A 26,879-nucleotide genomic window follows, 5' to 3' on the forward strand; every position below is an offset into this window, starting at 1 on the left:
CTCCGTGCGGCGAAGGCCGCGGTCAGCGGTAATTGAAATCGGGCGAGGCCAGCAGGTAGCCGTTCCACTCCTGCTGCGAGCGCGCCTGCGCCAGCGCCTGGCGCGTGGCATCACTCAGTTGCGGCTCGATCGCGTGGTAGTACAGCGGCGTGCTCAGTTGCGGGAAGCCGCCGCGCTGCTGCCCATCGACGGTGAACAGCTGGGTGTTGCCGTTGCCGATCGCACGCGCGATCTCGAAGCGCTGCGCCATTTGCCCGGAACTGTTCCAGGCACTGGACTGCAGCGACCAGCCATCGGGCGTGATCCGTCCGAAGCTCGGCTCGCCCATCTGGTTCAACCAGCCCAGCAACGGCTGCGGATTGACGATGGTCTGCCCGTCGTAGGCCAGGCGCAGCGCCGAGACCAGGAACCGGTACGGATCCTTGAACTTGTGTGGCGCGCCGGCCGCCATCTCCGGCGCGGTGAACATCACCTGCAGCACTGCCGCGATGTCGCCGTCGCTGCGCTGGAACGTGCGCGCCATCTTCTCCACCAGCGCCGGCGGCGGATCGTCGGCGACGAAGTACTCGGCCAACTGCCGCGAGATGAAGTGCGCGCATGCCGGCTGGCGCACGATCAGTTGCACCGCGCGCTCGACCTCGTCGAAGCCGCCGCCGGCGATGCGCTGGCCGAGCAAGGTCTTGTCGCCGGGTTCGTGCCGCGCCGGATTGAACTCGAACGCGCCACGGCGCACATACTGCGCCTGCAGCGCCGGCGGCAACTTCGGCGGACCGTCGCGGTCGACCGGCGCGATGCCGACGCCGGTGAGGATCAGCGCCAGTTGCTGCACGTCCTTCTGCGTGTAGCCGGCATCGACGCCGAGGGTATGCAGTTCCATCAACTCGCGCGCGTAGTTCTCGTTGACCTTGCCTTTGGCGTTCTGCGCGTTGTCCAGGTACTCCAGCATCGCCGGACTCTCCAGCGTCGCCATCACCAGGTCGGAGAACTTGCCCAGCGCGTGCGGGCGGATCGCGTTGTCGGCGTAGTCGGCCACGGTCCAGTGCAGGCGGCCCTTGTCGGCGAACACGCTGAAATGGTTGAGCCAGAACCACACCATCTGCTCGCGCAGCTGATCCGGCGCGTAGATGGAACGCAGCAGCTGCGCCTGGCGTGCCTGGTTCAGCAGCAGATCGCCGCGCTGCTGCGCGGCCTTCTTCGCCGCGACCTTGGCATCGCCATCCGGCATCGCCTTGATCGCCTGCTGCGCGGCGGCCTGCTGCTTGAGCAGTTCCTGGACCGGCGTGTGCAGCGCGGCGTAGCCGTCCAGTTGCGCGCGCACCGGCGCCGGCAGGGCGGCATCGCCACCGTCGGCCTGCAATTGCTCGCGCAGGAAGCGCTTGCGGCCATCGCGCTCGAACTGCGCCACGCTGGCGCTGTCCAGGCCGGTGGTCATCGACTGCAGCCAGCGCGCATCGTCGCGCTTGAGCACCTTGTCGGTGGCAGCGATGGCGCCGACGGTGAACAGCACCAGCAGCAACGACAGCAGCAATCGCTGGGTATTGCGCAGCGCGCGCCGGCCGCGCACGCGCAGACGCGTTGCTGCAGGACGATGCCGGGATGCGGACATGCGGGGCTCCTGGACGAAAAGCGGCGTGAAGACCGGCGCAGTATCGCCAGCTGCGCGCCGGTCGCGTTAAGCCTCTGTCGGAAACCTCCCGGTCATTTGCACGGGATTCACCTGCTGCTGCACTGCAGCGCCGCGCGCGGCCGCTCGATTGGCGCGGGCAGTCGCTGCGCAGCGGGATGCCGGTCCCAGACCAGCACAGGAACGCTCTGTCGGGCTTACAACCCCGGCGGCAGGGTGACCAGGAAGCGCGCCCCGCCCAGTTCCTCGGAGCGGCTGACCTGCAGCTCGCCGCGGTAGCCCTTGACCAGGTCCTGCACGATCGCCAGACCGATGCCGTGGCCATGCACGCGCTCGTCGCCGCGCACGCCGCGCTGCAGGATGTGGGCGACCTCTTCCGGCGCGATGCCGGGGCCGTCGTCCTCCACCGCGATGATCAGGCCGGCGCGGCGGCTGCCGGCGGCCGGCTCCGGTCGCACGCTCAGCAACACCCGCCGGCGGGCCCACTTGAAGGCGTTCTCGAGCAGATTGCCGAGCAGTTCCTGCAGGTCGCCGGGCTCGCCGTGGAAGCGCGCGCTCGGCTCGATGTCGAACTCGCACAGCACGCCCTTGGCGGCATAGACCTTCTCCAGGCCGCGCACGATCTCCTCGGCGTTGGGTTCGATCGGCAATGGCGCGGCGAACAGCTTGTGGCCGCTGGAGGCGGCGCGCGCCAGCTGGTAGGACACCAGGTTGTTCATGCGCCGTAGCTGCACGTCCAACTCTTCGCGCAGCTCCGGCCCCTGCGCGCCGCTGTCGAGCTGGGTGCGCAATACCGCCAGCGGCGTCTTCAGGCTGTGCGCCAGGTCGGCCAGGGTGTTGCGCTGACGGTCCAGGTTCTCGCGCTCGCTCTCGATGAAGGCGTTGATGCTGTCGGTCAGCGGTTCCAGTTCGCGCGGATGGCGATCGCCCATGCGCATCGCTTCGCCGCGCTGCACCTTGGTCAGTTCGTTGATCACCCGGCGCAGCGGGCGCAAGCTCCATTGCAGGATGAAGGCCTGCAGCACCAGCAGGATCAGGCCGGCGCCGCCGAGGTTGAACCACACCCGGCCGCGGAACACGCGCAGCTGCGCGCCCAGCGCGCGGGTGTCCTCCATGATGTAGATGGTGACCGGGGTTTCCTTGTCGCGGCGCACGTAGGCCAGGCCGATGCCGTAGCGGTAGACCTCGCCTTCGCTGCCGTCGATCTGGGTCATCGACCAGGGCCCGTCGAAGGTTTCCTGGCGCGGTTCGAGCATGCCCCCGCGCGGTGGCAGCGGGCCTTCGCTGGACATCGAGATCCAGCGCTCGTTGGGCATCACGATCTGCGCGTACAGGCCGCTGCCGGGCCGGTCGAAATGCGGGTCCGGCGGCGGCTTGTCGTTGTTGATGTACAGCGAACCGTCGCGGGCGACGTCGATGTTGTTGGCGTACGCGGTGGCGTAGCTCTTCAGGCGCTCGCGCAGGTTGCTCAGCGCGGTATCGGCGAACGCCTGGTCCAGCGCGTAACCTGCCGCGGCAAGGAACGCCAGCAGGCTGAGGCTGGCGGCGAGCAGCTGGCGCGCCTGCAGCGAACGCGGGCGCCAGCGCTTGTACCACCTGGGTCGTGCCGCCACGCGGTCGCTTCCTCGGTGTGCTCGCCGGCGCCTGCGATCAGCCTTCGGTACGCGGAATCGCGAACCGGTAGCCGCGGCCGCGCACGGTCTCGATCGGCTTCAACTCGCCGTCCGGGTCCAGCTTCTTGCGCAGGCGGCCGATGAAGACTTCCAGCACATTGGAGTCGCGGTCGAAATCCTGCTGATAGATGTGCTCGGTCAGGTCGGCCTTGGAGACCAGTTCGCCGGCATGCATCATCAGGTACTCGAGCACCTTGTACTCGTAGCTGGTCAGGTCGACGTTGCTGCCGCTGACGCTGACGGTCTGTGCCGCCAGGTCCAGCGCGACCGGACCGCATTCCAGGGTCGGCTTGCTCCAGCCGGCGGCGCGGCGCAGCAGTGCATTGACGCGCGCCAGCAGCTCTTCGACGTGGAACGGCTTGACCAGGTAGTCGTCGGCGCCCTGCTTGAGGCCTTCGACCTTGTCCTGCCAGCTGGAACGCGCGGTGAGGATCAGCACCGGGAACTTCTTGCCTTCGTCGCGCAGCGCCTTGATCAGCTCCATGCCCGACATCTTCGGCAGGCCCAGATCGATGATGCCCACGTCGAAGGGCACTTCGCGGCCCATGTACAGGCCTTCCTCGCCGTCCTGCGCCGCATCCACCGCAAAGCCTTCGCGCTTCAGGCGAGCGGCCAGGGTCTCTCGCAGCGGAGCTTCGTCTTCGACCAGAAGGATACGCATGAACTCTCCCTAGTAACTTACAGGTGGCCGGTGGCCGGGGCGGTGTGTGGAACCTGAACCGAACTATCCGGACTCACGGGTGATCGTCGCGTGGTGGCTCGGGAGGCTCGCCCGACCGCGGCGCCCGCGGCGGCGCCGCACGGCCAGGCTGCGGATCGTCCATGTAGCGTACCCGCCCACGGCCGTCCATGTACTTGACGCGGTTGATGTCGCGGCCATCGAACGGCACGCGCTCGGCGCCGAGGATCTGCCCGCCGGTGGAGCGCTGCACCCGGCGCACCGCGTCGGACAGCGAACTGCCGCCATAGTCCCGATTGCGGCCCGCATCGCGCTCCGGCGGCGCCATCACACCCGGCATGGGCGGCTGCTGCGCACGGCCGTGCCCAGCCGCGACCGACGCCAGCGCGAGCGCGAAGACAGCGGCAAAGCGGTAGTGGCGGGAAGCGGAAGAAGTCACGACGGGCATCCTAACGGACTGATCGGAAACGTTCAAAACTTGTGAAGCGCGACACCTCGCGGGAACGAAGACGACCTCGAGAAATCGAGGCAAATTCTTGATTTTTCGGGGTGAATCCGGTCTGAACTTTTCCGGACGCCCCCGGTAGCATTCAGTCAAATGAACCTGCCGAAGGCCGATGCAAGGGCCGCGCCAGGGGTCTGGAGAGGCCCTTCGGCGGGTGCTTTGGCGGCGTCTCCGCAGGACCAGAGACTAGCTGCAGGAACCTGAACGAGATCCCTGAACGAAGTGCGGAAGACGGCGGCGTGACAGTCGTCGATCGAGACGCCGCATGGGTCGGCGACCGCTTGGCGATGAGAGCGATCAGGTCATCGATGCGAAAGGTGCCCCGCACCACGCGGCTGCGCCCGTCGGATCACGCCGCCGCGCGTGCCGCCCCGTCGGTGACCGCCAGCGCCCGCTCCAGCAGCGCCCAGTCCGCGCCCGGCCGGTGCGCACCTTCGCTGAGCACCTGACGGAAGGCGCGGCCACCGGGCTGGCCGTGGAACAGTCCGAGCAGGTGCCGGGTGATGTGCTTGAGCGCCAGACCCTCGGCCAGACGCGCCTCGACGTAGGGGCGCAGCGCACGCAGCAACTCCGCGCGCGGGCGCAGTGCGGCGCCGGTCAGGGCCGCGTCCAGCCGGTGCAGGACGTAGGGATCGTGGTAGGCGGCGCGGCCCAGCATCACCCCGTCCACCGCCTGCAACTGCGCCTGCGCCGTCTCCACCGCGGCCAGGCCGCCGTTGAGCACCACCTGCAGTTGCGGCCGCTCGCGCTTGAGCCGGTGCGCCCAGTCGTAGCGCAGCGGCGGCACCTCGCGGTTCTCCTTCGGCGACAGGCCCTGCAGCCAGGCATTGCGCGCGTGCACCACGAACAGCCCGCAGCCGGCCGCGGCGACCTGGTCGACGAAGGCCAGGAACACCGCGTAGTCGTCGTCCTGGTCCACGCCCAGCCGGCACTTCACGGTCACCGGGATGTCCACCGCCGCGACCATCGCAGCCACGCAGTCGGCGACCAGCGCCGGCTCGCGCATCAGGCAGGCACCGAAGCGCCCGGCCTGGACCCGGTCGGACGGGCAGCCGCAATTGAGGTTGATCTCGTCGTAGCCCCAGTCCTGGCCGATCCGCGCCGCCTGCGCCAGCAGCGCCGGCTCGCTGCCGCCGAGCTGCAGCGCCAGCGGATGCTCGGACGCATCGAAATCCAGCAACCGCGCGCGATCGCCCAGCACCACCGCGTTGGCGTGCACCATCTCGGTGTACAGCCGCGCCGACGGCGCCAGCAACCGGTGGAAGACCCGGCAATGGCGGTCAGTCCAGTCCATCATCGGGGCGACGGACAGGCGCAGCGAGGCGGCGTAGCGCTGGTGCTCGGCGCTATTCGACTGATCCGCGCTGCTTTTTGGGGTTTCCATTGTCTGCAATTTTAGCGCGGTACACCGTTCGCTGCTGAGGGGGCCGCGTGCGCTTTTTTGAGTCTGCGGCTAGGCATCTACCAAGACACGGTCGTCCGCGTCCCGCACGGACCCGCGCGCCGCAGCGCGCGGGCGGGAGCGCTTCAGCCGATCTGAGCCAGGTTGTTGATGCCGAACTGCGGCACGATCAGATTGGGGATTTCGACGATGTTGTTGGCGGGAATGCCCGACGCGCCGATGGTGCCGATCGAGGCCAGATAGCCGGGATCGGACGCCCCGGGATGGGCGAAGATCACCAGCACGCTGGCCGGCGGCGGCCCGCCGAGGCTGGCCAGCGCGGCGGCCACATCGGCTGCGGAAACGTGGCCTGCATTGGAATGGTTGACCCAGGCCGCAGGCACGGCATTCGGGTCGGTGGAGACGTAGATGACCGCGGCGCAGGTGATCAGGCCGAAGGCGCGGGTGATGCCGGGCACCGGGCCGATGGCCTGGGCCGCCGATGCGTTGACGCCCAAGTCGTTGCCGGCTCCGGCCAGATAGGGCAAGGGACCGGCCACGACGCCGTTCTGCACGTCCGTGACGAAGCGGCTGATGTTCACTGGATGACCGAAAGTGCCGTTGTGGTTGTAGATGGGCATGACGATGTCCTTGGCTGATGGGAGTGGGATCGGCGCTGACGCACTACGCCGCCGCGCCACGCCGCGGCGCAATCAGGCGTATCCGTATTTGCCGATGCCAGTGACCAGGAACGCAGGCGCACCCTTGATGTGAAACGCACCGCGGCGCATTGCGAGGGCCCTTGACCGCCCGCCGCTTCCAGCCTATCGTGCGCTCGCCGAAGGTATTCATCGCTTCATTCGGATGAAGGGATGAATTTAAACGGGAATCCGGTGACGGCCGGCGCCGCAAGCGCCTGCCCATTCCGGAGCTGCCCCGCAGCGGTGAATGGAAACGACCTCCGTCAATGGCACTGGGCCGGCGCATGCCGGCCTGGGAAGCGACGGACAGTAGGTGCGCAGCCGGCACGGTGCGCGTGTCCATCAGCCCGAATACCGGCCCCGGCCGGAGGACCGTGCGTCCTCCGATTCGACCTGGCGCCTCCGCGGGGAGGCGGCCGGACCGCGACCCGGCCTTGCGCCGCGCCGCGCCGTCCGCCTGCCCGCGCGGTACCGGTTCGCCCGCGGGGGCGAAGGTCGCTGGCGTGGCGGGCGGTCCGTGCGAACGGGACGCGCGGCGCGCGGTTCCTTCGTTCCTCAATGCCCTTGAACGCAATGAGGAAACGCAACATGACGATCGTGACCAACCTGGGCTTCCCGCGCATCGGTGCGCGGCGCGAGCTCAAGCAGGCGCTGGAACGCTACTGGCGCCGCGACATCGACGGCGCGCAACTGCAGGACACCGCACGCGAGCTGCGCCTGCGCCACTGGCAACTGCAACGCGAGGCCGGGGTGGACGTGCCGCCCAGCAACGACTTCAGCCTGTACGACGCGATGCTCGACACCGCGTTCCTGTTCGATGCGATCCCGCAACGCTACCGCGCGCTGGCCGATGCCGACCCGCTGGCCGGCTACTTCGCGATGGCCCGCGGCACGCAGGAACACGGCCTGGACCTGCACGCGCTGGAAATGACCAAGTGGTTCGACACCAACTACCACTACCTGGTGCCGGAGCTGGCGCGGCGCCAGCACTTCCGCCTGCGCGGCGACAAGCCGGTGGTGGAGTTCCTGGAAGCCAAGGCGCAGGGCATCCAGACCCGGCCGGTGCTGATCGGGCCGGTGACCTTCCTGGCGCTGTCCAAGACCGTGGACGGCAGCGACCGCTGGGCGCTGCTGGACAGCCTGCTGCCGGTGTACGCCGAACTGCTGCAACGCCTGCATGCGGCCGGCGCCGGCTGGGTGCAACTCGACGAACCGGCGCTGGTGCTGGACCTGGACGACGCCGCGCGCGCCGCCTATGAGCGTGCCTACGCCTTCCTGGCGCAAGCGCCGCGGCCGAAACTGCTGCTGACCAGCTACTTCGGCGAACTGGGCGACAACCTGGAACTGGCGATGGCGTTGCCGGTGGACGGCATCCACGTGGACCTGGTGCGTGGCGTGGCGCAGTTGGACGCGGTGCTGCAGGCGCTGCCGGCCGGCCGCGTGCTCTCCGCTGGCCTGGTCAACGGCCGCAACGTGTGGCGCACGCCGCTGGACAACGCGCTGACCCTGGCCCGCTATGCCGCCGGCCATGTCGGCCGCGAGCGGCTGTGGCTGGCGCCCTCGTGCTCGCTGCTGCACGTGCCGGTGGATCTGCAGCAGGAGACCAGGCTGGACCGCGAACTGGTCGGCTGGCTGGCCTTCGCCAGGCAGAAGCTGCAGGAACTGCGCACCCTCGCCGATGCGCTGGACGACCAGCCGCAGGCGCAGGCGGGGCTGGACGCGGCGCGCGATGCGTTGGCCAGCCGTCGCGCCTCTGCGCGCGTGCACCGCGCCGAGGTGGCGCGGCGGGTGGACGCGCTGACCGACGACGCCGGCCGTCGGCAATCGCCGTATGCGCAGCGCCGGCAGGCACAGCAGGCGGCGCTGCGGCTGCCGCTGTATCCGACCACCACGATCGGCTCGTTCCCGCAGACCGAGCAGGTGCGGCAGGCGCGTGCGCAGCACAAGGCCGGCAAACTCGACGATGCCGCGTACGACGCGTTCCTGGCCGCCGAGACCGAACGCTGCGTGCGTGCGCAGGAGCAACTGGGCCTGGACGTGCTGGTGCACGGCGAGTTCGAGCGCAACGACATGGTCGAATACTTCGGCGAGCAGCTGGACGGCTTCGCCTTCACCCGTCACGGCTGGGTGCAGAGCTACGGCTCGCGCTGCGTGAAGCCGCCGATCATCTACGGCGACGTGCAGCGCCCGGCGCCGATGACGCTGCGCTGGACCACCTACGCGCAGTCGCTGACCGAGCGGCCGATGAAGGGCATGCTGACCGGGCCGGTGACGGTGCTGCAGTGGTCGTTCGTGCGCGACGACCAGGAGCGCGCGCAGACCTGCCGGCAGATCGCGCTGGCACTGCGCGACGAGGTGCGCGACCTGGAGGCGGCCGGCATCGGCGTGATCCAGATCGACGAGCCAGCGATCCGCGAAGGCCTGCCGCTGCGCCGCGCCGACTGGCAGGCGTACCTGGACTGGGCGGTGCAGTGCTTCCGCATCGCCGCGGCCGGGGTGCGCGACGCCACGCAGATCCATACCCACATGTGCTACTCGGAGTTCAACGACATCATCGAGGCGGTGGCGGCGATGGACGCGGACGTGATCTCGATCGAGACCTCGCGCTCGCGCATGGAACTGCTCGATGCCTTCGTGCGCTTCCGCTACCCGAACGCGATCGGGCCGGGCGTGTACGACATCCACTCGCCACGCGTGCCGAGCACGCAGGAGATGGTGGCGTTGCTGGAGAAGGCGCGTGCGGTGCTGGATCCGCAGCAACTGTGGGTCAATCCGGATTGCGGGCTGAAGACCCGCGGCTGGGCGGAAACCCGCAACGCGCTGCAGGCGATGGTGGCGGCGGCGCAGCAGTTGCGCAGCCAGCACGCGCAGGCGGCGTGACCTGGCGATGCCCGGCGCCACGTGCGCCGGGCATCGCGATGGTTGCAGCATGTCCGGCATCCCAGTTCGGCGTGCATTGCTGCATTGCGTCTTTGTCCGGCAATGTGCGCTGGCTATAACCACAGGCGAACGCGTGGCGAGGGGGCGCTGCGTCCTCGCCGACGTGCTGCCGGCGGCGCACGGCGTCGCGGTTCCGGCATGTGCGTCTGCTTCTCAGCACCGCCAGGGAGAGCGCGTCATGCCGAAGCTGTCGAACCTGTCCGCCGTCTGCGTCCTGTGTCTCGTCGTCCCCGCCGCCGCACTGCACGCGGCCGAACTGATTCCCAAACAACTGGCCGGACCGCCGGAGGAGTTCGCGCAGATGCGCGCGCCCGCCCCGGCGGAAGCGGCGATCCTGTCCAAGAGCGCGTTGCTGCCGGTGGAGTTCTCCGCCGCGCGCAGCGGCAGCCCGGCGCAATGGCACACCACCCTGCCGGTGGAGAACGGCAAGCTGCGCTTCGTGGTGCTGTCCGGCGAACACGATTGGCAACCGCGCCTGAGCGCACCGGCCACGGCCAGCGCACGCATGGGCACCGCCGCCGCCACGCCGCTGCTCGCGCCCAGCGCCAAGGCCACCCAACTTGGCGCCGGCGGCGCCGCGCTGCCGGCCCGCGAGTACCACGTGGACAGCGCCGCCAACGGCGACTGGACCCTGACCCTGCAGGCCGATGGCAGCAACACGGCGCAGCGCGGCTATGTGCTGATGGAAGGCGACCCGCGCACGCAACTGGCGTCCTATCCCAGCGACCGCGCGCAACTGCAGCGCGGCCAGCGCATCGGCCTGACCGCGCTGCTCGGCGGCATCGATGCGCAGGGCGGCGTATCGCTGGCGCGCAGCGCCGGCAGCGGCCGCATCGACACCGCACGGCTGCGCGTGATCGCGCCGGACGGTTCCGTCAGCCAATGGCCGATGGCCGACGACGGCCGCCACGGCGACGGCGCCGCGGGCGATGGCGTGTATGCCGGCGAGTTCCCGGCGACGGCCACCGGCACCTACATCGCACAGGTGGTGGTGCACGGCCACGACGCCGGCGGCCAGGCCTTCGTGCGCACCAGCGAGCACGTGCTGCCGGTGCTGGACACTACCTTGCGCATCAACACCGACGCGGTCGCCGCCAGCGCCCAGCCCGGCACCCGCCTGATCCTGCCGATCCCGGTGCGCATCGGCGGCGGCCAGGCGCCGGCGCACTATCGCGTGCTCGGCGAACTGTGGGGCACCGGCCGCGACGGCAGCGCGGTGCCGGTGGCCTGGCTCGGCGGCATGCTCGCGCCGCAGGACGGACGCCTGCCGCTGAGCGTGGACGAACGCTGGATCGTCCGCGCCGGCGCGCGTGCGCCGTTCGCCCTGCGCAACCTGCGCGTGGAGGATCCGGACAATTTCGTGCCGCTGGCCACGCGGGCGACGCTGCCGCTGACCCTGCCGGCGCTGCGCCGCAGCAGCGTGGCGCGCAGCACCGGCGCGATCGACGAGAGCATGCGCATGGGCGAGCGCCCCGCGCAGCTGAGCACCGCCGCCACCGACATGCAGGCGCAGGCCACCGGCAAGCGCCTGGTGCTGGTGCACGGCTACTGCTCGGGCGGGGTGTGGCCGGTGGCGCAGTTCACCAATGCCTCCGCGTTCCTGGACGTCAACCAGAACCGCAGCAACGACCAGTTCGCGCAGCGCCTGGCGCAGTTCGGCAGCCAGTGGAACTCGTTCGGCACGGTGGCGCACAGCCAGGGCGGCATGGCCGCGCTACACCTGTACGTCTACTACTGGAGCGGCCTGGACAACGCCAGCGGCGGGCGGGTGATGCAGTCGGTGGGCACGCCCTACCAGGGCACCAACCTGGCCGGCATCCTGGCCACGGTGGGCTCGTGGTTCGGTGTGGGCTGCGGCACCAACAACGACCTGACCTACGACGGCGCCAAGGCCTGGCTGGCCGGCATCCCCAACTCGGCGCGGGCGCTGGTGAACTACTACACCACCTCCTTCGCCAAGACCAACTGGTACACCAACGACTACTGCAATGCGGCCTCGGACCTGGTGCTGAGCGACCCGGAGGACGGCACCGTGGAGCAGGTCAACGGCCAGCTGCCCGGCGGCGTCAACCGCGGCCACACCACCGGCCAGTGCCACACCACCGGCATGCGCGATCCGGCGCAGTACCTGGACGCCAGCCGCAACGCGACGATGAACGCCAACGCGGCGCGTTGAGGGCTGGGAATGGGGAATCGGGAATGGGGAATCGGCAGAGCGAACGCCGCGCTGCGGCTGCTGATGGTGCCCTTCCCTATTCCCGACCCCCATTCCCCGCTTCATCGGAAATGCCACGGTGCAGTGACTGGAGAGCGGCGATGATCGTCGATGCAGACGGTCGGCGCCGCGACCATGGATTAGGGCAAGCGGGTGCTTAGCCGCTGTTGCTGTTGCTGTTGCTGCTCCCCATTCCCGATTCCCGAATCCCCACTCCCCGCCTCAGCGAAATACCACCGTGCGATGCCCGTTGAGCAGGATGCGATGCTCGACGTGGCGGCGCACGGCGCGGGCCAGCACCTGCGACTCGGTGTCGCTGCCCAGGCGCACCAGTTCGCGCGGGGTCATGGCGTGGTCCACGCGGGCCACGTCCTGCTCGATGATCGGGCCTTCGTCCAGATCGCCGGTGACGTAGTGCGCGGTGGCACCGATGATCTTGACCCCGCGTGCGTGCGCCTGGTGGTACGGCTGCGCGCCCTTGAAGCTGGGCAGGAAGCTGTGGTGGATGTTGATCGCGCGTCCGGCCAGCGCCGCGCACAGCGTCGGCGACAGGATCTGCATGTAGCGGGCCAGCACCACCAGATCGATGCGTTCGCGTTCGACCAGCGCCAGCAGCTGCGCCTCCTGTTCGGCGCGGTTGGCGGCACTCACCGGCAGGTGGTGGAACGGCACGCCGTAGGACCCGGCCAGCGCGGCGAAGTCGGGATGGTTGGAGGCCACCGCGGCGATGTCCACCCGCAACTGCCGGCTGTGCGCGCGGAACAGCAGGTCGTTGAGGCAGTGACCCTGCTTGCTGACCAGCACCAGCAGGCGCGCACGGCGGCGCGCGTCGTGCAGTTGCCAGTCCATCGCGTAGTCGGCGGCCAGCGGCTCCAATTGCAGCTTCACCGCGGCGACGATGCCGTCGGCGGGTACGTCGAAGTGCACCCGAAGGAAGAAGCGGCCGCTTTCCTCGTCGCCGAACTGCTGCGCATCGAGGATGTTGCAGCCGTGCTCGAACAGCAGGCCGCTGACGCGGAAGACGATGCCGGTACGGTCCGGGCAGGACAGGGTCAGGATGTAGTCGTGGCGCATCTGTCGATGATAGGGGAAAGGCGGGGATTCGGGATTCGGGAATCGGGAATCGGGAATCGGGACAGTCCGCCTCTGGAACGTGGTGAGGCAACTGTCATGCAGCGACGGCGGACGAAGTCCGCTGTGCATCCGATCTTGCACGACGTCGGGACTGAAGTCCCTCCCACAGTGCAGTCCCTGACCGTGCCAGTGCTGCAGTGTGGGCGCGGCCTCAACCAGGACGGTGAGAAGAGGCCACGCCATCCAGCCGCAGCCGGCTTTTCCTTCTCCCTCCGGGAGAAGGTGCCCCGAAGGGGCGGATGAGGGTACGGGCGAAGCTTCGTGCAACTTGAACTCCGCGTGCGCTGCGCGCCCCGTACCCTCACCCCGACCCCTCTCCCGGGGGGAGAGGGGCTTAGGCATCCTTATCCTGAAATCCGGTCGCAGCTGACGTCGCACCCATGACGCTGCTCACTCGCCTGCGCTCACTCCGGGCGCAGGCGCAGCGCCAGGCGGCGGTTGACCTTTTCCAGACGCGCCAGCGAGTCCTCCACCGACATGCCGACCGCTTCGTGGGTGGTGATGTGCGCACGCAGGTGCGCCGGATCGTCCAGGTCGCCGCGCACCAGGAACACGTTCTCGCCATCCTCCACGTCGCCGATCTCGCGGCTGAGCACCACGTGGTCGACCTGGTCGAAACCGTATTCCTTGGCCAGCGGCAGCAGCCGCGCCACCATGCGCTCGCTGATCGCGTCCGGCGCGCGCCCACAGGCGGCGTCCAGCGCATGCACGCCCTCGCGGATCTGCGCGTACAGGAGATGGTCCGGATGCTCCGGGTGATCGGGCCCGGGCACGGGCTCGCGCACAACCGCGCGCGGTGGCTGGATCGGGGCTCTGTCGCCGGGATCGGACGAATTCGGACTCATGGCATCCTCCTGTGATGCGCCAGCAAATCGCCGCACCTTAGCGGCAACCGCGCGCCAGGCTCAAGCGGGCACGCAGTGTGCCGCATGCGCCGCCAAGGTCCGCTGAAGAGCCGTCGGCGCTTCAGGCCTGGCCGGCGCGGCGCGCGGCGACCTTGGCCAGTGCCGCCCAGTCGAGGTCGCCGTCGCCGTGCGCGATCGCCTCGATGAAGGCATCGCGCAGCACCGCCGCCAGCGGCATCGGCACGTGCCGGGTCTCGCCGGCGTTCAGGGCCAGGCGCACGTCCTTCAGGCCCAGCGTGGCCTTGAAGCCGGCCGGGCTGTAGCGCTGTTCGGCGATCATGCCGCCGTAGGTCTGGTAGGCCGGTGCGGCGAACACGGTGCTGGTGAGCATGTCGAGGAAATCGGCCGCTTCCACGCCGTGCCCGCGCACCAGCGCCGATGCTTCGGCCATGGTGCCGATGGCGCTGGCCAGGCACAGGTTGGCGGCGAGCTTCACCGCGTTGGCCTGTTCCGGGGCGGCGCCGAAATACCAGGTCTTGCGTCCGATGACGTCGAGCAACGGCTGCACCCGCGCCAGCGCCGCGGCATCGCCGGCGGCCAGCAGGTTGAGCTGGCCGGCCGCGGCCACCTCCACACGCCCCAGCACCGGCATCGCCAGGTAGGCGACGCCACGCTCGGCATGCAGCGCGTGCAGTTCGCGCGCCAAGGCCACCGAGATGGTGGCCATGTTGACGTGCACGCTGCCGGCGGTGAGCGCGTCCAGCGCGCCGCGATCGAGCAGGGTTTCGCGCACCGCGGTGTCGTCGGCCAGCATCGAGAACAGCACCGGCCCGCGCACCGCATCGGCCGGTTGCGCGGCCTGCTGCGCGCCGGCCTCGAGCAGGGGCTGCGCCGCCGCGGCGCTGCGGTTCCAGACCGTCAACGCATGGCCGGCGCGCAGCAGGTTGAGCGCGATCGGCTGGCCCATCGTGCCCAGGCCGAGAAATCCAATCGTCGTCATTGCAGGCTCCATGAAGGAATCGAAATGGAGGACGCCACCAGCGCGCGCGGCGCGCCGGTCAGGCGTCGAACACGCCGCGCGCCGCATGCGGCTCGCAACGCAGGTATTGCGGCGACGGACGTACCCGCGCGCCCAGCGCGGCGGCCGCGTGCCACGGCCAGCGCGGATCGTAGAGGATGCCGCGGGCCAGCGCGATGGCATCGGCACGGTCCTCGGCGAGGATGGCCTCGGCCTGCTGCGGCTCAGTGATCAGGCCCACCGCGATCACCGGCATGCGCAGCGCGCGGTGCAGCGCCTCGGCCTGCGGCACCTGGTAGCCGGGCGCCACCGGAATGCGCTGACGCCGGTCCAGCCCGCCGCTGGATACGTGCAGATAATCGCAGCCCTGCGCCTGCAATGCCTGCGCCAGCGCCTCGCTCTGCGCCAGATCCCAGCCGCCGTCGACCCAGTCGGTGGCGGAGATGCGCACGCCCACCGCGATGCTTGGCGCCACCGCGGCGCGCACCGCCGCATGCACGCGCAGCAGCAGGCGCATGCGGTTCTCCAGGCTGCCGCCATAGGCATCGCCGCGCTGATTGCTCAGCGGCGACAGGAACTGGTGCAGCAGGTAGCCGTGTGCGGCATGCAATTCGATCAGCTCGAAGCCGAGTCGCTCGGCGCGCCGCGCCGACGCCACGAACGCCTCGGCGATGGCGTCGATGCCGGCCAGGTCCAGCGCCTGCGGCGACGGGCCGTCGTCGGCGAATGCCTGCGCCGACGGCGCCACGGTCTGCCAGCCGTTCGGCTGGTCGGGCGCGATCGCGCCGCCGCCGTCCCAGGGCTTGTGCGTGGACGCCTTGCGCCCGGCATGCGCGAGCTGGATGCCCAACGGCATCGGCGACCAGCGCCGCACGGAGCGCAGCACCGTGGCCAGCGCCGCCTCTGTGGCGTCGTCCCATAGGCCCAGATCGGCGTAGCTGATGCGCCCACGCGGCTCCACCGCGGTCGCCTCCAGGATCAGCAGCCCGGCGCCGGACTGCGCCAGTTGCCCGAGATGCTGGGTGTGCCAGTCGCTGGCACGGCCGTCCTCGGCGGAGTACTGGCACATCGGTGCGATCACGATGCGCTTGGACAACGACAGCGGCCCCAGCGCGAGGGGCGAGAACAAGTGACTCACGATGCGGATCCATGGAGACGCCGCGCGCGGCGCGGCAAGCGACCATTGCACTCCTACCATGCAGCGCGATCAACCACTGCCGATGGATCAGTTCGTGCCGGGATTCGGAACGCGCGCCGCCGCCGGCAGCAGGAAGGACAGCGCCTGCGCGCACGACTGCTCCACTTTCATGCTCAGCAGATCGTCGCCGCGGGTGCGGCCCAGGTTGACCGCGGCGATCGGCAGCCCGGCCTTGGCCGCGGCCTGCACGAAGCGAAAGCCGGAATAGACCATCAGCGACGAGCCCACCACCAGCACCGCGTCGGCGCGCTGCAGATGCGCGAAGGCACTGGCAACGCGCTCGCGCGGCACGTTCTCGCCGAAGAACACCACATCCGGCTTCAGCACGCCGCCGCAGTGCGTGCAGGCCGGCACCACGAAACTGGCGAAATCCTCGCCCTCCAGGTCGGCATCGCCGTCGGGCGCCGGCGCGGCCTGCAACGTCGCCCACTGCGGATTGTGCTGCAGCAGGTGCTGCTGGAACGCCTCGCGCGGCATGCGCCGCTCGCAGCCCATGCAGCGCACCACGTCCAGGCGCCCGTGCAGGTCGATGGTGGCGCGGCTGCCGGCGGCCTGGTGCAGGCCATCCACGTTCTGGGTCAGCAGCAGTTCGACCTGGCCGCGCGCTTCCAGCTGCGCCAGCGCGGCATGGGTGGCATTGGGCCGCGCATGGCCGAAGCGCGGCCAGCCGAGCAGGCTGCGCGCCCAGTAGCGCTGCCGCGTCGCCAGTTCGCCCATGAAGGCCTGGTAGGTCACCGGCTGCGCACGCTTCCAGTCGCCGGCGGCGTCGCGGTAGTCGGGAATGCCCGAGTCGGTACTGCAGCCGGCACCGGTCAGCACGAACAGGCGCCGATGGCGGTCGACGAACGCTTCCAGCGCGGACGCCGCCGGCGGTGCGGACGCGGCGTGATCCTGCAGCAACTGCGACATCGTGAAGGTCCCGGAGGTGGTGGAGGCGCACGCGACGATGGCGTGTCGGCTTCCTATCTAGGGGGTGGGCGGCAGCAACGCAAGCCCTGGCCGCCACGGCCGCTGAAGCGTTGCCGCGCGCATTGAAAGCCCGCTGGAAACTGGCTACTGTCCAGGGCGCGGCAGGATGCTCGGCGTTCACTGCACCCTGCTGGCCGCACGCCGCCTCCGTGAGGAATGCCATCCCTTCGCCGATTCCGTCTCGTGAGCCGCGTTTCCGATCCCACCCCGTCCCCGCTCGCCGCTGCCGCCAACGCCCCACTGCGGGTGGCGTTGCTGGAGGACGACGATGTGCTGCGCGACCGCGTGTTGCTGCCGGGCCTGCAGCGGCACGGCTTCGAGGTCACGCCGCTGCGCACCGCGCAGGCGCTGTGGGCGGCGCTGGAGGCGCAGCGTTTCGATCTGATCGTGCTCGACATCGGCTTGCCCGACAGCGATGGCTTCACCCTGACCCAGCAACTGCAGGAACGCCGCCCCGGCATGGGCATCGTCATCCTCAGCGGCCGCGGCGAGCAGCCGGATCTGGTGCGCGGGCTGGTCCAGGGTGCGGATGCGTACCTGATCAAGCCGGTGCAGATCGAGATCCTCGCCGCCACCTTGTTCAGCGTGGCCCGGCGCATGCTGCGGCCGAGCGCGCCGGCCAGCGAGGAATGGCAACTGCAGGACGACGGCTGGTGCCTGTTCGCGCCGGACGGGCAGGCGGTGCCGTTGACCGCGTCCGAACGCAAGGTGCTGCAGAGCCTGTGGCAGGCGCGCGGGCGCCTGGTCAGCCGCGATGCGTTGGTCGGCATGCTCGGCGGTAATGCCGGGCTGGAGATCGATCCGCACCGGCTGGACGCGTTGTTGCATCGGCTGCGGCAGAAAGTGCAGGAGCGCACCGGCAGCGCGCTGCCATTGCGCGCGGTGCGCGGCGAAGGCTATCTGCTCATGCCGCAGGAGCGCTGAGCCCGGCCAGCGGCAGGCGCAGCACGAAGCAGGTGCCGGCGCCGGGCGCGCTGCGCACCTGCAGGCTGCCATGCGCCTGTTGCGCCATCTCGAACGCCACCGCCAGGCCCAGCCCGGTGCCCTGCCCGGCCGGCTTGGTGGTGAAGAACGGCTCGAAGATCTGCCGTTGCACGGCCTCGCTCATGCCCACGCCAGTATCGGCGATGGCGATGGCGACGGCCTCGCCATCGCGGCGCAGTTGCAGCGAAAAGCAGCCGCCGCCGGGCATCGCATCGCGCGCGTTGGCGGCGAAGTTGAGCAGCGCCAGATCGAAGCGGCTGCGATCCAGGAACACCGGCGCCGCTTCGGTGGCCAGATCCAGACGCACCTGTACCGCGGCACCGAACAGTTGTCGCAGCATCGGCTGCAGGCTGCGCAGCGCTTCGCCGGCATCGAAGCGCTCGGGCACGCTCGCCTCGCGGCGACTGAAGCTGAGCAGCTTGCGGCTGACCGCCACGCCGCGATGCGCGGCCAGGGCCACGCCTTCCAGTGCATCGGCCAGCACCAACGCATCGCGCGGCGGGTGATAGTCCAGTTCGTGCACGCAATGGCGTTGCTCGGTGTAGCCGAGGATCGCACTGAGGATGTTGTTGAAGTCGTGCGACACGCCGCTGGCCAGCTGCTCCACCAGCTCGATCTTCTGCAGATGCAGCAGGCGTTGCTGCGCCAGGGTGCGTTCGCGCATCTCCACGCGCAGGCGCGCGGCGCTGCGCCGCGCACGCCACAGGCTCTCGCGCAGCGCGGCGACGGTGCGATCCAGCACCAGGGTGATCATCAGGTAGCTCAGCGCCAGCGAGGGCAGGTTCTGGAACGGGCTGCGGGTGCCGCGCGGGTCCTGGCCCCAGGGGCTTTCCATGCCCAGCCAGAAGATCAGTGGGATGCACAGGTACACCAGCCACAGCGCGCGGCGCCCGATCACCAGCGCGGCCAGGGTCAGCATCATCATCGGGTACGGATCGAAGGCCTGCAGCTGATAGCCGAACGCCAGGTTGGCGGCGACCGCCGAGCACAGCACCACCGCGATGAACGCGGCGGCGGCCTGTTTGAGCAGGCCGCGGCGGATCATCCAGACCCCGCCCCAGGCCGCGGCGGCGATCGCCGCATCGGTGCCCACATCGACCGCCAGCTGCATCGTGCTCATCTCGATGCGCGGTGCGGTCAGCAGGTGGTAGAGCTTGTTGAGCGGGATCTCGCTGCCCAGGAACACGAACAGCACCTGCAGCGCGGGCGCGTTGCGCCGGTCGAGCGGATCGGCGATCGGCACCCGGCGCAGCCACAGCGAGAGGCGCCGCCACAGCCGCGCGGCAAGCGCGACCGGCGCAGAGTGCGCACCCCATCTCACCCAGGCTCCCATGACGGTGAGTCTACCGTGAGGGAGACGTGAATTTGCGTGCATTGAAGGGGGCTGGGCTTGCGGCCTTAATCGGGCCTGACTCGTTGTCGGGACGACGCTCCCGGCCCCAGCCCGGAATCGACCATGCCTCTTCTGCCCAATGCCCTGCGCGCCGCCGTGCGCCCGCTGTCGTCGTCCTCGTCCATCCTGCCGCAGGCCTCTGACGGTCTGTTGACCGCCGCGTTGCTGCTCGCGCTGAGCCTGCCCTCGAGCGCTTTCGCGGTCACTGCCACGGCACCGACCGCGGCGACCCAGCCGCCATCGCAGGCGCCGCAGGGCAACGCCACCCCCACCGAGACGGACAGCGCCGACGCCGACGCGGCGCCGCAGGACGCCACCACCCAGGACGTGCAGCCCGGCACCCAGAACACCACCCACTACTTCCTGGCCGAAGGCTTGAACGACGGCAGCGACTACGCCAGCGCCGCCGGCCTGCGCGCGGTGGCGATGGGCGCACGCGCAGACGCCTCCGGCGCCTTCGCCATCGCGATCGGCCACCACACCGTCGCCTCCGACAGCGCCGCCATCGCCATGGGCGACGGCGCGGTCGCCAGCGGCACCTCGGCGATCGCGATCGGCGGCAGCTTCTTCGGCAGCACCTACGGCGACTCGGCCGGCGCGCAGAGTACCGGCTTCGGTTCCCTGGCCCTGGGCACGGCCGCCACCGCAACCGCTGACAGTGCCAGCGCGCTGGGCTGGAACACCAGCGCCAGTGGCTCCGGCGCCACCGCAGTGGGTGCCACCGCATCGGCCAGCGCCAAGTACGCCACCGCCAGCGGCTCCTCGTCCAGCGCCAGCGCCGAGCAGGCCAGCGCGTTCGGCTATGCCGCCAATGCCAGCGGCACCGGCGCCGTCGCCAACGGCGGCTACAGCGTCGCCTCCGGCTTCTTCGGCGTGGCGATGGGCTACACCGCCACCGCCAGCGGCGACGGCGGCATCGCGATCGGCGACAGCGCCTCGGCGGCCGGCCAGCAAAGCGTGGCGATCGGCGCCAGCAATGCAGGCGTGCCGGCGCAATCCAACGGACTGGGCGCGGTCACCGTCGGCGCCGGCGCCTGGGCGCTGTCCGACTACGGCACCGCGCTGGGCTTCGACAGCCATGCCGACGCGGACTACAGCATGGCGCTGGGCGCCTCCGCGCTGGCGACCAGCACCAATGCGCTGGCGGTGGGCGCCAGCTCCTTCGCCGACGGGCAGGACGCCAGCGCCTTCGGCGCCATCGCCAGCGCCAATGCCGCCGGCGCCACCGCGCTCGGCAGCGGCGCCTCCGCACTGACCGCGGGCAGCGTCGCGCTGGGCTACAACAGCGCCGCCACCGGCGCCAACAGCGTGGCCATCGGCGCCGGTTCGATGGCCGACCGCGACAATGCGGTCGCCTTCGGCAACGACGGTGCGCTGCGCCAGCTCACCTACATCGCCGCGGGCACCGCCGACACCGACGCGGTCAACGTGCTGCAGTTGCGCAGCATCGCCAGCGCGCTCGGCGCCGGCAGCGCGGTCGGCGGCGATGGCAGCTTCAGCGGCGGCAGCTACCTGATCCAGGGCCGCAGCTACGGCACGGTCGGCTCGGCGCTGTCGGCGCTGGATGGCGCACTGTCGGCGCTGGACACCCGGGTCGGCAGTGGCGCCGGCGGCGTGGCGGTGGGCGGCGGCGGCACTGGCGGCCCCAGCGTCGGCGCCGGCACCAATGCCGTGGCAGTGGGCGCGCAGGCCACCGCCAACGGCCAGAACGGCACGGCAATCGGCTCCAACGCGCTGGCCTACGGCCCCAACGACACGGCGCTGGGCGGCAACGCGCAGGTCAACGCCGACGGCAGTACCGCGGTCGGCGCCAACGCCAGCATCAGCGCCAATGCCACCAACGCGGTGGCGGTCGGCGAAAGCGCCACGGTCACGGCCGCCTCCGGCACCTCCGTCGGCCAGGGCGCGTCGGTCTCGGCGAACAATGCCGTGGCGATCGGCCGCGGCTCCTCCGCCACGCGCGCCAATACCGTCTCGGTCGGCAGCGCCGGCAACGAACGCCAGATCAGCAACGTCGCCGCCGGCAGCGCGGCCACCGATGCGGTCAACGTCGCGCAGATGCAGGCCGGCGACAGCGCCACGCTTAGCAGCGCCAACGCCTACACCGACAGCCGCATGGCCGGCTGGGACGACAACCTGACCAAGCTGCGCACCGACACCGACCAGCGCTTCCAGCACCTGGACCGGCGCATCGACCGGATGGGCGCGGTCAGCGCCGCCTATGCCGGCATGGCGGTGAACACCTCCGGCCTGGCCGGGGCCAACCGCATCGGCGTCGGCGTCGGCTCGCAGGGCGGCGAAAGCGCGCTGGCGGTGGGCTACCAGCGCGCGATCGGCAACCGCGCCAGCGTCTCGCTCGGCGGCGCCTTCTCCGGCAGCGAGAAGAGCGTGTCCGCCGGTGCCGGCTTCAGCTGGTGACACGACCGCAGGTGCCGCCCTTCCTTGATTTCCACGCCTTCGTCGATCTTCGCAGAGACACCGCCATGACCCATGCCACCCCGCTTTCCCGCAACCTGCTCACCCTGTCGCTGGGCCTGGCCCTCGCCGGCACCGCGCAGGCGCAGACCGCCCCGCGCTTCTCGGTCCTGGCCCAGGCCGCGCCCGGGCAATCCACCGTCTACGACGGCCTGATCGTGACCTATCGCGACGGCAGCAGCGCCGTCCGCGACACGCGCGCCGCCAGCGCCACGCTGAACCAGATCATGGCCGCGCGCAGCACCGCCAGCACCTGGACCAGCACCTACCGGCAGACCGCCCCGGCCTTGAACCGGGTGCGTCGCCTCGCCATCGGCGCCGACCTGGTGCGGCCCAGCCGCGCGCTGACGCCATCGCAGTTGCAGACGCTGATCGCCAGCCTGAAGGCCGACCCCGCAATCGCGCACGTGGAGCCCAACCTGGTGCTCAAGCCGGTACGCAGCGCCGCGCAGGCCACGGCCAGCGCGGCAAGCGCACCGAACGATCCCGGCTACGCCGTGCAGTGGCACCTGCGCACGCCCGATGGCCACCTGGAAACGTTGGCGCCGGAGACCACCGGCTATCCCAACCGTGGCGGCATCGATCTGTTGCCGGCCTGGCAGTACGGCACCGGCCAGGGCGTGGTGGTGGCGGTGATCGATACCGGCATCACCGCGCATCCGGACCTGGACACCTCGCTGGCCAGCGCCGGCTACGACTTCATCAGCGATGCGCTGATGTCCGGCCGCGCCAGCAACGGACGCGTCGCGGGCGGCTGGGACACCGGCGACTGGACCACCGACGACAAGTACCTGGTCGCCAACGGCGGCTGTGCGCAACCGCAGGAACAGACCGACAGTTCCTGGCACGGCACCCACGTCGCCGGCACCATCGCCATGCGCACCAACAACGGCATCGGCATGGCCGGGATCGCGCCGGACGCGAAGATCCTGCCGATCCGCGCGCTCGGCCATTGCGGCGGCACCACCGCCGATATCGCCGATGCCATCGTGTGGGCCTCGGGCGGCCACGTCGACGGCGTGCCCGACAATGCCAACCCCGCCGAGGTGATCAACATGAGCCTGGGCGGCGGCGGCGCCTGCGCGCAGGATTCGGTCACCGCCAATGCCATCGCCAGCGCCATCGCGCGCGGCAGCGTGGTGGTGGTGGCCGCAGGCAACGACAACGCCGACGCCGGGGGCTATTCGCCGGCCAGTTGCCCGGGCGTCATCAACGTCGCCGCCACCGGCATCACCGGCGGTCGCGCCTACTATTCCAACTTCGGCAATACCATCACCCTGTCCGCGCCCGGCGGCGGCGTGTACGCCAACGATGCATCCAGCGGTGCGGGATCGGTGCGCACCGGCCTGGTCTGGTCCACCCTCAACAACGGCACCCATGGTCCGGACCAGCCGGCCTACGCCGGCTACGCGGGCACGTCCATGGCCTCTCCGCACGTGGCCGGCGTGGTCGCCCTGGCGATCAGCGCGGCGATCAACGCCGGCCGGCCGGTGCCGACGACCGCGCAGATGCGCGACATCCTGACCCAGACCTCCAACGTGTTCCCGGTGAAGCCGACGCTGCGCATCGGCGCCGGCATCCTCAATGCCGGCAAGGCGGTCGCGCGCGCTGCAGGCGCCAGCGGCGGCGGCGAGGAAGCCACCGCCACGACCATCGCGCGCGGCACGCAGAGCCGGCTGTCCGCCGCTACGGGCCAGGGGCCGCTGTACCGCCTGGATGTCCCGGCCAACGCACGCAACCTGCAACTGCGCACCTTGGGCGGTAGTGGCCAGCTGCGGCTGTACGTACGTGCGGTGCGCGCACCCAGCGCCAACGGCAGCGATGCCGACTACAGCTCGGTGCGCAACGGCACCACGCAGAACGTGCAGATGGCGCTGCCGGCGACCGGCAGCTACTTCTTCCGCCTGGTCGGCGGCAGCGGCGGCTACGCCAACGTGACCCTGTCGGTGAGCTACACGGAGTGACCGAACGCCACGGGCGCCGCCGCGGCGGCGCCCCTGTTCACGACGGGTTGGCGACCTCGATCAGGTTGCCGTCCGGATCGCGGAAGTACAGCGACAGGATCGGTCCGCGGGCGCCGGTGCGTTGCACCGGCCCGTCCTCGATCGGCACGGCGGCAGCGCGCAGTTCCTCGGCCACCTGCGCCAGCGGCGTGGCGGTGAGAAAGCACAGATCGGCCGAGCCCGGCGTAGGCACCCGCGCCTTCGGGTCGAACTCGTGGCCATGCCGATGAAGGTTGATCTTCTGCTCGCCGAACGCCAGCGCCTTGCGGCCTTCGCCGAAGGTCACCACGCGCATGCCCAGCACCCGCGCATAGAACGCGCAGGTCGCCTCGATGTCGGCGACGGTGAGGACCAGATGGTCGAGATGGTCGATCTGCATTGCGGAATGCTCGTTGGAGGGCGGCTCACTCGCCGCGCGGCGGATGCGGCCCGAAGCGGCCGTAGGGGCGGCTGTCGTCGGCGCCGCAGCGCAGCACCTGCGCGGCGACCAGGCCGATGCCCAGCAACACCAGGCAGCAGGCGACCAGTGCGTTCCAGCCGCCGTGCTGCCACGCCGCACCGCTGAGCGAGCCGATCACGCTGGCACCGGCGTAGTACGCCAGCAGGTACAGCGAGGCGGCATGGCCCTTGAACTGCCCGCCCAGGCGCCCGACCCAGGCGCTGGCCGCCGAATGCGCGACGAAGAAGCCGATGGTCAGGAGCACGATGCCGGCGATGACCGGCACCAGCGCATGCGCCAGGGTCAGCGCCACGCCCAGCGCCGCGGTGGCGATGCCGGCCAGCACCACCGGGCCACGACCGAACCGGTCCGAGGCGGCGCCGGCGACCGAGGACGACACGATGCCGAACACGTAGGCGCTGAAGATCATGCCGAGCTGGCTCTGGCTCAGCCCGAATTCCGGCCCGCCCAGGCGGAAGCCGGCGTAGTTGTAGACGCTGACGAACACGCCCATCGCCAGGAACGGGATCGCGAACAGCCACGGCAGGTGGCGATCGCGCAGATGCCCGCCCCAGGCGCGCAGGTGGAAGCGCAGGTTCACTCCCTGGCGGCGCACGAAGTGCCGCGACGGCGGCAGCAGCCACACGAAGCCGACCGCAGCCAGCAGATCCACCGCGCTCAGCGTGGCAAGCGCGGTGCGCCAGTCGAAGTGGTCGGTGAGCATGCTCATGCCGATGCGACCGACCATGCCGCCGAACGCATTGCCGGCCACGTACAGCCCGGTCGCCGCGCCGAGCCGGCTCGCCGGCAGTTCCTCGGCCAGGTACACCATCGCCACCGCCGGCACGCCGCCCAGGGCGATGCCGGACAGCGCGCGCACCACCACCAGCGCGCCCCAGTGCGGCAGGTAGGAGGCGAGCAGGTTGAGCAGCGCCGCCAACGCGATCGACACGAACATCAGCCCGCGCCGGCCCAGCGTTTCCGACACTGCGCCGGCGCAGAAGATCGCGATCGCCAGGCCGCCTGTGGCCAGCGACAGCGGCAGCGAGCTGGCCGCCGCGCTGAGGCCGAACTCGCGGGCGAACTCGGGAAGCAGCGGCTGCACGCTGTACAGCAGCGAGAAGGTGGCGAAGCCGGCCAGGAACAGCGCCAGGCGGATGCGCAACAGCGGCGCATCGTCCACGGCGTGCACCGGCGGGCATTGGCTGGAGGCGTTCACGGTGTGGGTCGCGGCGGGAGACGGATGGTCAGTATTCGCCTGCCGCCACCCGGCGTCCAATATATGATCGACCCACTCTCCATATGCTCTGGATATGACATGGAACTGCGCCACCTGCGCTATTTCCTGGCCGTGGCCGAGGCCGGGCACTTCACCCGCGCCGCCGCGCAGCTGGGCATCCAGCAACCGCCGCTGAGCCAGCAGATCCGCGCACTGGAGGAGGAACTGGACACGCCGTTGTTCGTGCGCACGCCGCGCGGCGCCGAGCTCACCGAGGCCGGCCGCGCCTTCCGCACCGAAGCCCGGCGCGTGCTCGCCGACCTGGAGCGCGCCGGCGATGCCGCGCGCCGCGCCGCACGCGGCGAGAGCGGCGTGCTGCGGCTCGGCTTCACCGCCTCGGCCGCGTTCAACCCGATCGTGCCGACCCTGGTGCGCGGCTTCCGCCGCGGCTGGCCGGCGGTGACCCTGGCGCTGGAGGAGACCAACACCGCCGGCCTGCTCGCCGCGCTGCTGCAGGGGCGGCTGGATGCGGCCTTCATCCGCTACAGCGTGGCCACGCCCCCGGAACTGCAGTTGCTCAAGCTGCCCGACGAGCCGATGAAGATCGCCGTCCCGGCGGCGCATCGCCTGGCCAGGCGCCGCCGCGCGCCGCTGTCCGCGTTGGCCGGCGAACCGTTCATCCTGTTCCCGCGCAGCTTCGGCACCAGCCTCTACGACGAGATCCTCGATGCCTGCCGCCAGGCCGGCTTCGAACTGAAGATCGAACAGGAAGCGCCGCAGATGTCGTCCATCGTCAACCTGGTGGCCGCCGAACTGGGTGTGTCGGTCGTCCCCGCCTCGACCGCGCAGGTACAGTTGCCCGGCGTGCGCTACCTGGACATCGAAGGCCGCGTGCCGATGGCGCGCCTGGCCCTGGCCGCGCTGCCGGCCACCGCACAGGCGATGCCGATTGTGCGCCACCTGTGGCAGTTGGCGCAGGGGCATGCGGCGGGCAGGCGCGGGTAGGGGGCTGCACTCCCCTAGCAGCAATGTAGAAACGGCTTTAGCCCCGAAGGGCTTTACCGATAGAGATTATCGCTGCTAAAGCCACTCCTACGAGGAACGCAAGCGCTCAACCCAGATGCGTGCGCACCGCTTCGTCGATCTTGGCCGGCGGCACGAAGCCGGGCACCCGCGCCACTTCCTCGCCCTGGCGGAACAGCATCAGGGTCGGGGTCTGGCGCAGGCCCTGGGCGCGGAAGAAGTCCTCGCCCACGTCTTCCATCTTCACCTTGAGCAGGGTCACGCCCTGCGCGCTCTCGCCCTCGGCGAAACGCTCCAGCGACTTGTCGAGCATGCGGCAACCAGGGCAGTTGTCCTTGTTGAAATCGGCCAGCACGCGCGGATGCGCGGCGAGGGCATCGGCGAACTGTTCGGCACTGGAAACGGTGATGGTGGTGAGCATGGAACGAAACCTTGTCTGATGTCGGAAGAAGCCCGGCGTG

At 70.4% G+C, this 26,879-nt stretch carries 21 protein-coding genes and 1 riboswitch; of the genes, 6 read left to right on the forward strand and 15 right to left on the reverse strand.

Annotated elements, in window-relative coordinates; all coding sequences use genetic code 11:
• Nucleotides 1-22 precede the first annotated feature (22 nt).
• The 6 genes from SLW52_RS16895 to SLW52_RS16920 all read right to left on the reverse strand — a co-directional run bounded on the left by SLW52_RS16895 (nucleotide 23) and on the right by SLW52_RS16920 (nucleotide 6,503).
• Complete coding sequence (locus tag SLW52_RS16895) at nucleotides 23-1,606, reverse strand: DUF1800 domain-containing protein (RefSeq protein ID WP_267121541.1); 1,584 nt, start codon at nucleotides 1,604-1,606, stop codon at nucleotides 23-25.
• 215 nt (nucleotides 1,607-1,821) lie between these two features.
• Entirely contained in the window at nucleotides 1,822-3,192 is a 1,371-nt protein-coding gene (locus SLW52_RS16900; protein WP_320740805.1) for a sensor histidine kinase, read from the reverse strand.
• A gap of 82 nt (nucleotides 3,193-3,274) precedes the next feature.
• A complete protein-coding gene (locus SLW52_RS16905; RefSeq protein WP_003469280.1) occupies nucleotides 3,275-3,958 on the reverse strand; it encodes a response regulator transcription factor in 684 nt (227 codons plus the stop codon).
• Nucleotides 3,959-4,031: 73 nt separating this feature from the next.
• Nucleotides 4,032-4,415 (reverse strand): hypothetical protein, encoded by a 384-nt coding sequence (locus tag SLW52_RS16910; RefSeq protein WP_039726258.1) that lies wholly within the window; start codon nucleotides 4,413-4,415, stop codon nucleotides 4,032-4,034.
• A gap of 415 nt (nucleotides 4,416-4,830) precedes the next feature.
• Nucleotides 4,831-5,865, reverse strand: coding sequence for a tRNA dihydrouridine(20/20a) synthase DusA (dusA, locus tag SLW52_RS16915; protein ID WP_295935383.1), 1,035 nt, complete (start codon nucleotides 5,863-5,865; stop codon nucleotides 4,831-4,833).
• A 143-nt stretch (nucleotides 5,866-6,008) separates the two neighbouring features.
• Nucleotides 6,009-6,503 carry a hypothetical protein gene (locus SLW52_RS16920; protein ID WP_320740788.1) on the reverse strand — a complete coding sequence of 165 codons (495 nt, stop codon included), beginning with the start codon at nucleotides 6,501-6,503 and terminating at the stop codon, nucleotides 6,009-6,011.
• Nucleotides 6,504-6,687: 184 nt separating this feature from the next.
• Nucleotides 6,688-6,941, forward strand: a riboswitch (cobalamin riboswitch).
• Between the two features lie 210 nt (nucleotides 6,942-7,151).
• Here SLW52_RS16920 and metE point away from each other — a divergent pair.
• Complete coding sequence (gene metE / locus SLW52_RS16925) at nucleotides 7,152-9,443, forward strand: 5-methyltetrahydropteroyltriglutamate--homocysteine S-methyltransferase (RefSeq protein WP_267093073.1); 2,292 nt, start codon at nucleotides 7,152-7,154, stop codon at nucleotides 9,441-9,443.
• A gap of 238 nt (nucleotides 9,444-9,681) precedes the next feature.
• Entirely contained in the window at nucleotides 9,682-11,679 is a 1,998-nt protein-coding gene (locus SLW52_RS16930; RefSeq protein ID WP_320740789.1) for a choice-of-anchor X domain-containing protein, read from the forward strand.
• Nucleotides 11,680-11,940: 261 nt separating this feature from the next.
• Here SLW52_RS16930 and purU read toward each other — a convergent pair whose 3' ends face one another.
• The 5 genes from purU to SLW52_RS16955 form a co-directional block, all read right to left on the reverse strand.
• The gene (purU, locus tag SLW52_RS16935) at nucleotides 11,941-12,792 is read right to left on the reverse strand and encodes a formyltetrahydrofolate deformylase (protein WP_152236662.1); all 852 of its coding nucleotides are present in this window, start codon (nucleotides 12,790-12,792) and stop codon (nucleotides 11,941-11,943) included.
• 464 nt (nucleotides 12,793-13,256) lie between these two features.
• Nucleotides 13,257-13,697 (reverse strand): XVIPCD domain-containing protein, encoded by a 441-nt coding sequence (locus SLW52_RS16940; RefSeq protein ID WP_017908683.1) that lies wholly within the window; start codon nucleotides 13,695-13,697, stop codon nucleotides 13,257-13,259.
• A 121-nt stretch (nucleotides 13,698-13,818) separates the two neighbouring features.
• On the reverse strand, nucleotides 13,819-14,697 hold the full coding sequence (locus SLW52_RS16945) for an NAD(P)-dependent oxidoreductase (RefSeq protein ID WP_081613553.1): 879 nt from the start codon (nucleotides 14,695-14,697) through the stop codon (nucleotides 13,819-13,821).
• A gap of 58 nt (nucleotides 14,698-14,755) precedes the next feature.
• Nucleotides 14,756-15,913, reverse strand: coding sequence for an NADH:flavin oxidoreductase/NADH oxidase (locus SLW52_RS16950; protein WP_320740790.1), 1,158 nt, complete (start codon nucleotides 15,911-15,913; stop codon nucleotides 14,756-14,758).
• Between the two features lie 27 nt (nucleotides 15,914-15,940).
• Nucleotides 15,941-16,822, reverse strand: a complete 882-nt coding sequence (locus tag SLW52_RS16955) for an NAD-dependent protein deacetylase (RefSeq protein WP_267098808.1) — start codon at nucleotides 16,820-16,822, stop codon at nucleotides 15,941-15,943.
• Nucleotides 16,823-17,065: 243 nt separating this feature from the next.
• Between SLW52_RS16955 and SLW52_RS16960 the strand changes: the two genes are divergently transcribed.
• A complete protein-coding gene (locus SLW52_RS16960) occupies nucleotides 17,066-17,806 on the forward strand; it encodes a response regulator transcription factor (protein WP_152236666.1) in 741 nt (246 codons plus the stop codon).
• Here the strand turns inward: SLW52_RS16960 and SLW52_RS16965 are convergent.
• A complete protein-coding gene (locus SLW52_RS16965; RefSeq protein WP_053069678.1) occupies nucleotides 17,787-19,187 on the reverse strand; it encodes an ATP-binding protein in 1,401 nt (466 codons plus the stop codon). The genes SLW52_RS16960 and SLW52_RS16965 overlap by 20 nt on opposite strands.
• A gap of 135 nt (nucleotides 19,188-19,322) precedes the next feature.
• On the opposite strand from SLW52_RS16965, the gene SLW52_RS16970 reads away from it, so the two are divergent.
• Both SLW52_RS16970 and SLW52_RS16975 read left to right on the forward strand, forming a co-directional pair.
• Nucleotides 19,323-21,677 carry a YadA-like family protein gene (locus SLW52_RS16970; protein ID WP_267093079.1) on the forward strand — a complete coding sequence of 785 codons (2,355 nt, stop codon included), beginning with the start codon at nucleotides 19,323-19,325 and terminating at the stop codon, nucleotides 21,675-21,677.
• 65 nt (nucleotides 21,678-21,742) lie between these two features.
• Complete coding sequence (locus SLW52_RS16975) at nucleotides 21,743-23,698, forward strand: S8 family peptidase (protein WP_267103875.1); 1,956 nt, start codon at nucleotides 21,743-21,745, stop codon at nucleotides 23,696-23,698.
• Nucleotides 23,699-23,735: 37 nt separating this feature from the next.
• Here the strand turns inward: SLW52_RS16975 and SLW52_RS16980 are convergent, their stop codons facing one another.
• Nucleotides 23,736-24,116 carry a VOC family protein gene (locus tag SLW52_RS16980; protein WP_048489193.1) on the reverse strand — a complete coding sequence of 127 codons (381 nt, stop codon included), beginning with the start codon at nucleotides 24,114-24,116 and terminating at the stop codon, nucleotides 23,736-23,738.
• Between the two features lie 25 nt (nucleotides 24,117-24,141).
• A complete protein-coding gene (locus SLW52_RS16985; protein WP_320740791.1) occupies nucleotides 24,142-25,395 on the reverse strand; it encodes an MFS transporter in 1,254 nt (417 codons plus the stop codon).
• A 99-nt stretch (nucleotides 25,396-25,494) separates the two neighbouring features.
• On the opposite strand from SLW52_RS16985, the gene SLW52_RS16990 reads away from it, so the two are divergent.
• Nucleotides 25,495-26,400, forward strand: coding sequence for a LysR family transcriptional regulator (locus SLW52_RS16990; RefSeq protein ID WP_320740792.1), 906 nt, complete (start codon nucleotides 25,495-25,497; stop codon nucleotides 26,398-26,400).
• A 106-nt stretch (nucleotides 26,401-26,506) separates the two neighbouring features.
• Here the strand turns inward: SLW52_RS16990 and SLW52_RS16995 are convergent, their stop codons facing one another.
• The gene (locus tag SLW52_RS16995; protein WP_148827238.1) at nucleotides 26,507-26,839 is read right to left on the reverse strand and encodes a thioredoxin family protein; all 333 of its coding nucleotides are present in this window, start codon (nucleotides 26,837-26,839) and stop codon (nucleotides 26,507-26,509) included.
• Between the last annotated feature and the right edge of the window lie 40 nt (nucleotides 26,840-26,879).

Origin of the sequence: Xanthomonas sp. LF02-5, assembly GCF_034105325.1 — a bacterium.
GTDB lineage: Bacteria > Pseudomonadota > Gammaproteobacteria > Xanthomonadales > Xanthomonadaceae > Xanthomonas_A > Xanthomonas_A sontii.

Bases quoted from the DNA above. Each gene is read 5' to 3' on its own strand.
- SLW52_RS16895 (WP_267121541.1), bottom strand. From the start codon at position 1,606: ATGTCCGCATCCCGGCATCGTCCTGCAGCAACGCGTCTGCGCGTGCGC.
- SLW52_RS16905 (WP_003469280.1), bottom strand. From the start codon at position 3,958: ATGCGTATCCTTCTGGTCGAAGACGAAGCTCCGCTGCGAGAGACCCTG.
- dusA (WP_295935383.1), bottom strand. From the start codon at position 5,865: ATGGAAACCCCAAAAAGCAGCGCGGATCAGTCGAATAGCGCCGAGCAC.
- SLW52_RS16920 (WP_320740788.1), bottom strand. From the start codon at position 6,503: ATGCCCATCTACAACCACAACGGCACTTTCGGTCATCCAGTGAACATC.
- metE (WP_267093073.1), top strand. From the start codon at position 7,152: ATGACGATCGTGACCAACCTGGGCTTCCCGCGCATCGGTGCGCGGCGC.
- SLW52_RS16930 (WP_320740789.1), top strand. From the start codon at position 9,682: ATGCCGAAGCTGTCGAACCTGTCCGCCGTCTGCGTCCTGTGTCTCGTC.
- purU (WP_152236662.1), bottom strand. From the start codon at position 12,792: ATGCGCCACGACTACATCCTGACCCTGTCCTGCCCGGACCGTACCGGC.
- SLW52_RS16940 (WP_017908683.1), bottom strand. From the start codon at position 13,697: ATGAGTCCGAATTCGTCCGATCCCGGCGACAGAGCCCCGATCCAGCCA.
- SLW52_RS16945 (WP_081613553.1), bottom strand. From the start codon at position 14,697: ATGACGACGATTGGATTTCTCGGCCTGGGCACGATGGGCCAGCCGATC.
- SLW52_RS16950 (WP_320740790.1), bottom strand. From the start codon at position 15,913: ATGGTAGGAGTGCAATGGTCGCTTGCCGCGCCGCGCGCGGCGTCTCCA.
- SLW52_RS16955 (WP_267098808.1), bottom strand. From the start codon at position 16,822: ATGTCGCAGTTGCTGCAGGATCACGCCGCGTCCGCACCGCCGGCGGCG.
- SLW52_RS16970 (WP_267093079.1), top strand. From the start codon at position 19,323: ATGCCTCTTCTGCCCAATGCCCTGCGCGCCGCCGTGCGCCCGCTGTCG.
- SLW52_RS16975 (WP_267103875.1), top strand. From the start codon at position 21,743: ATGACCCATGCCACCCCGCTTTCCCGCAACCTGCTCACCCTGTCGCTG.
- SLW52_RS16980 (WP_048489193.1), bottom strand. From the start codon at position 24,116: ATGCAGATCGACCATCTCGACCATCTGGTCCTCACCGTCGCCGACATC.
- SLW52_RS16990 (WP_320740792.1), top strand. From the start codon at position 25,495: ATGGAACTGCGCCACCTGCGCTATTTCCTGGCCGTGGCCGAGGCCGGG.
- SLW52_RS16995 (WP_148827238.1), bottom strand. From the start codon at position 26,839: ATGCTCACCACCATCACCGTTTCCAGTGCCGAACAGTTCGCCGATGCC.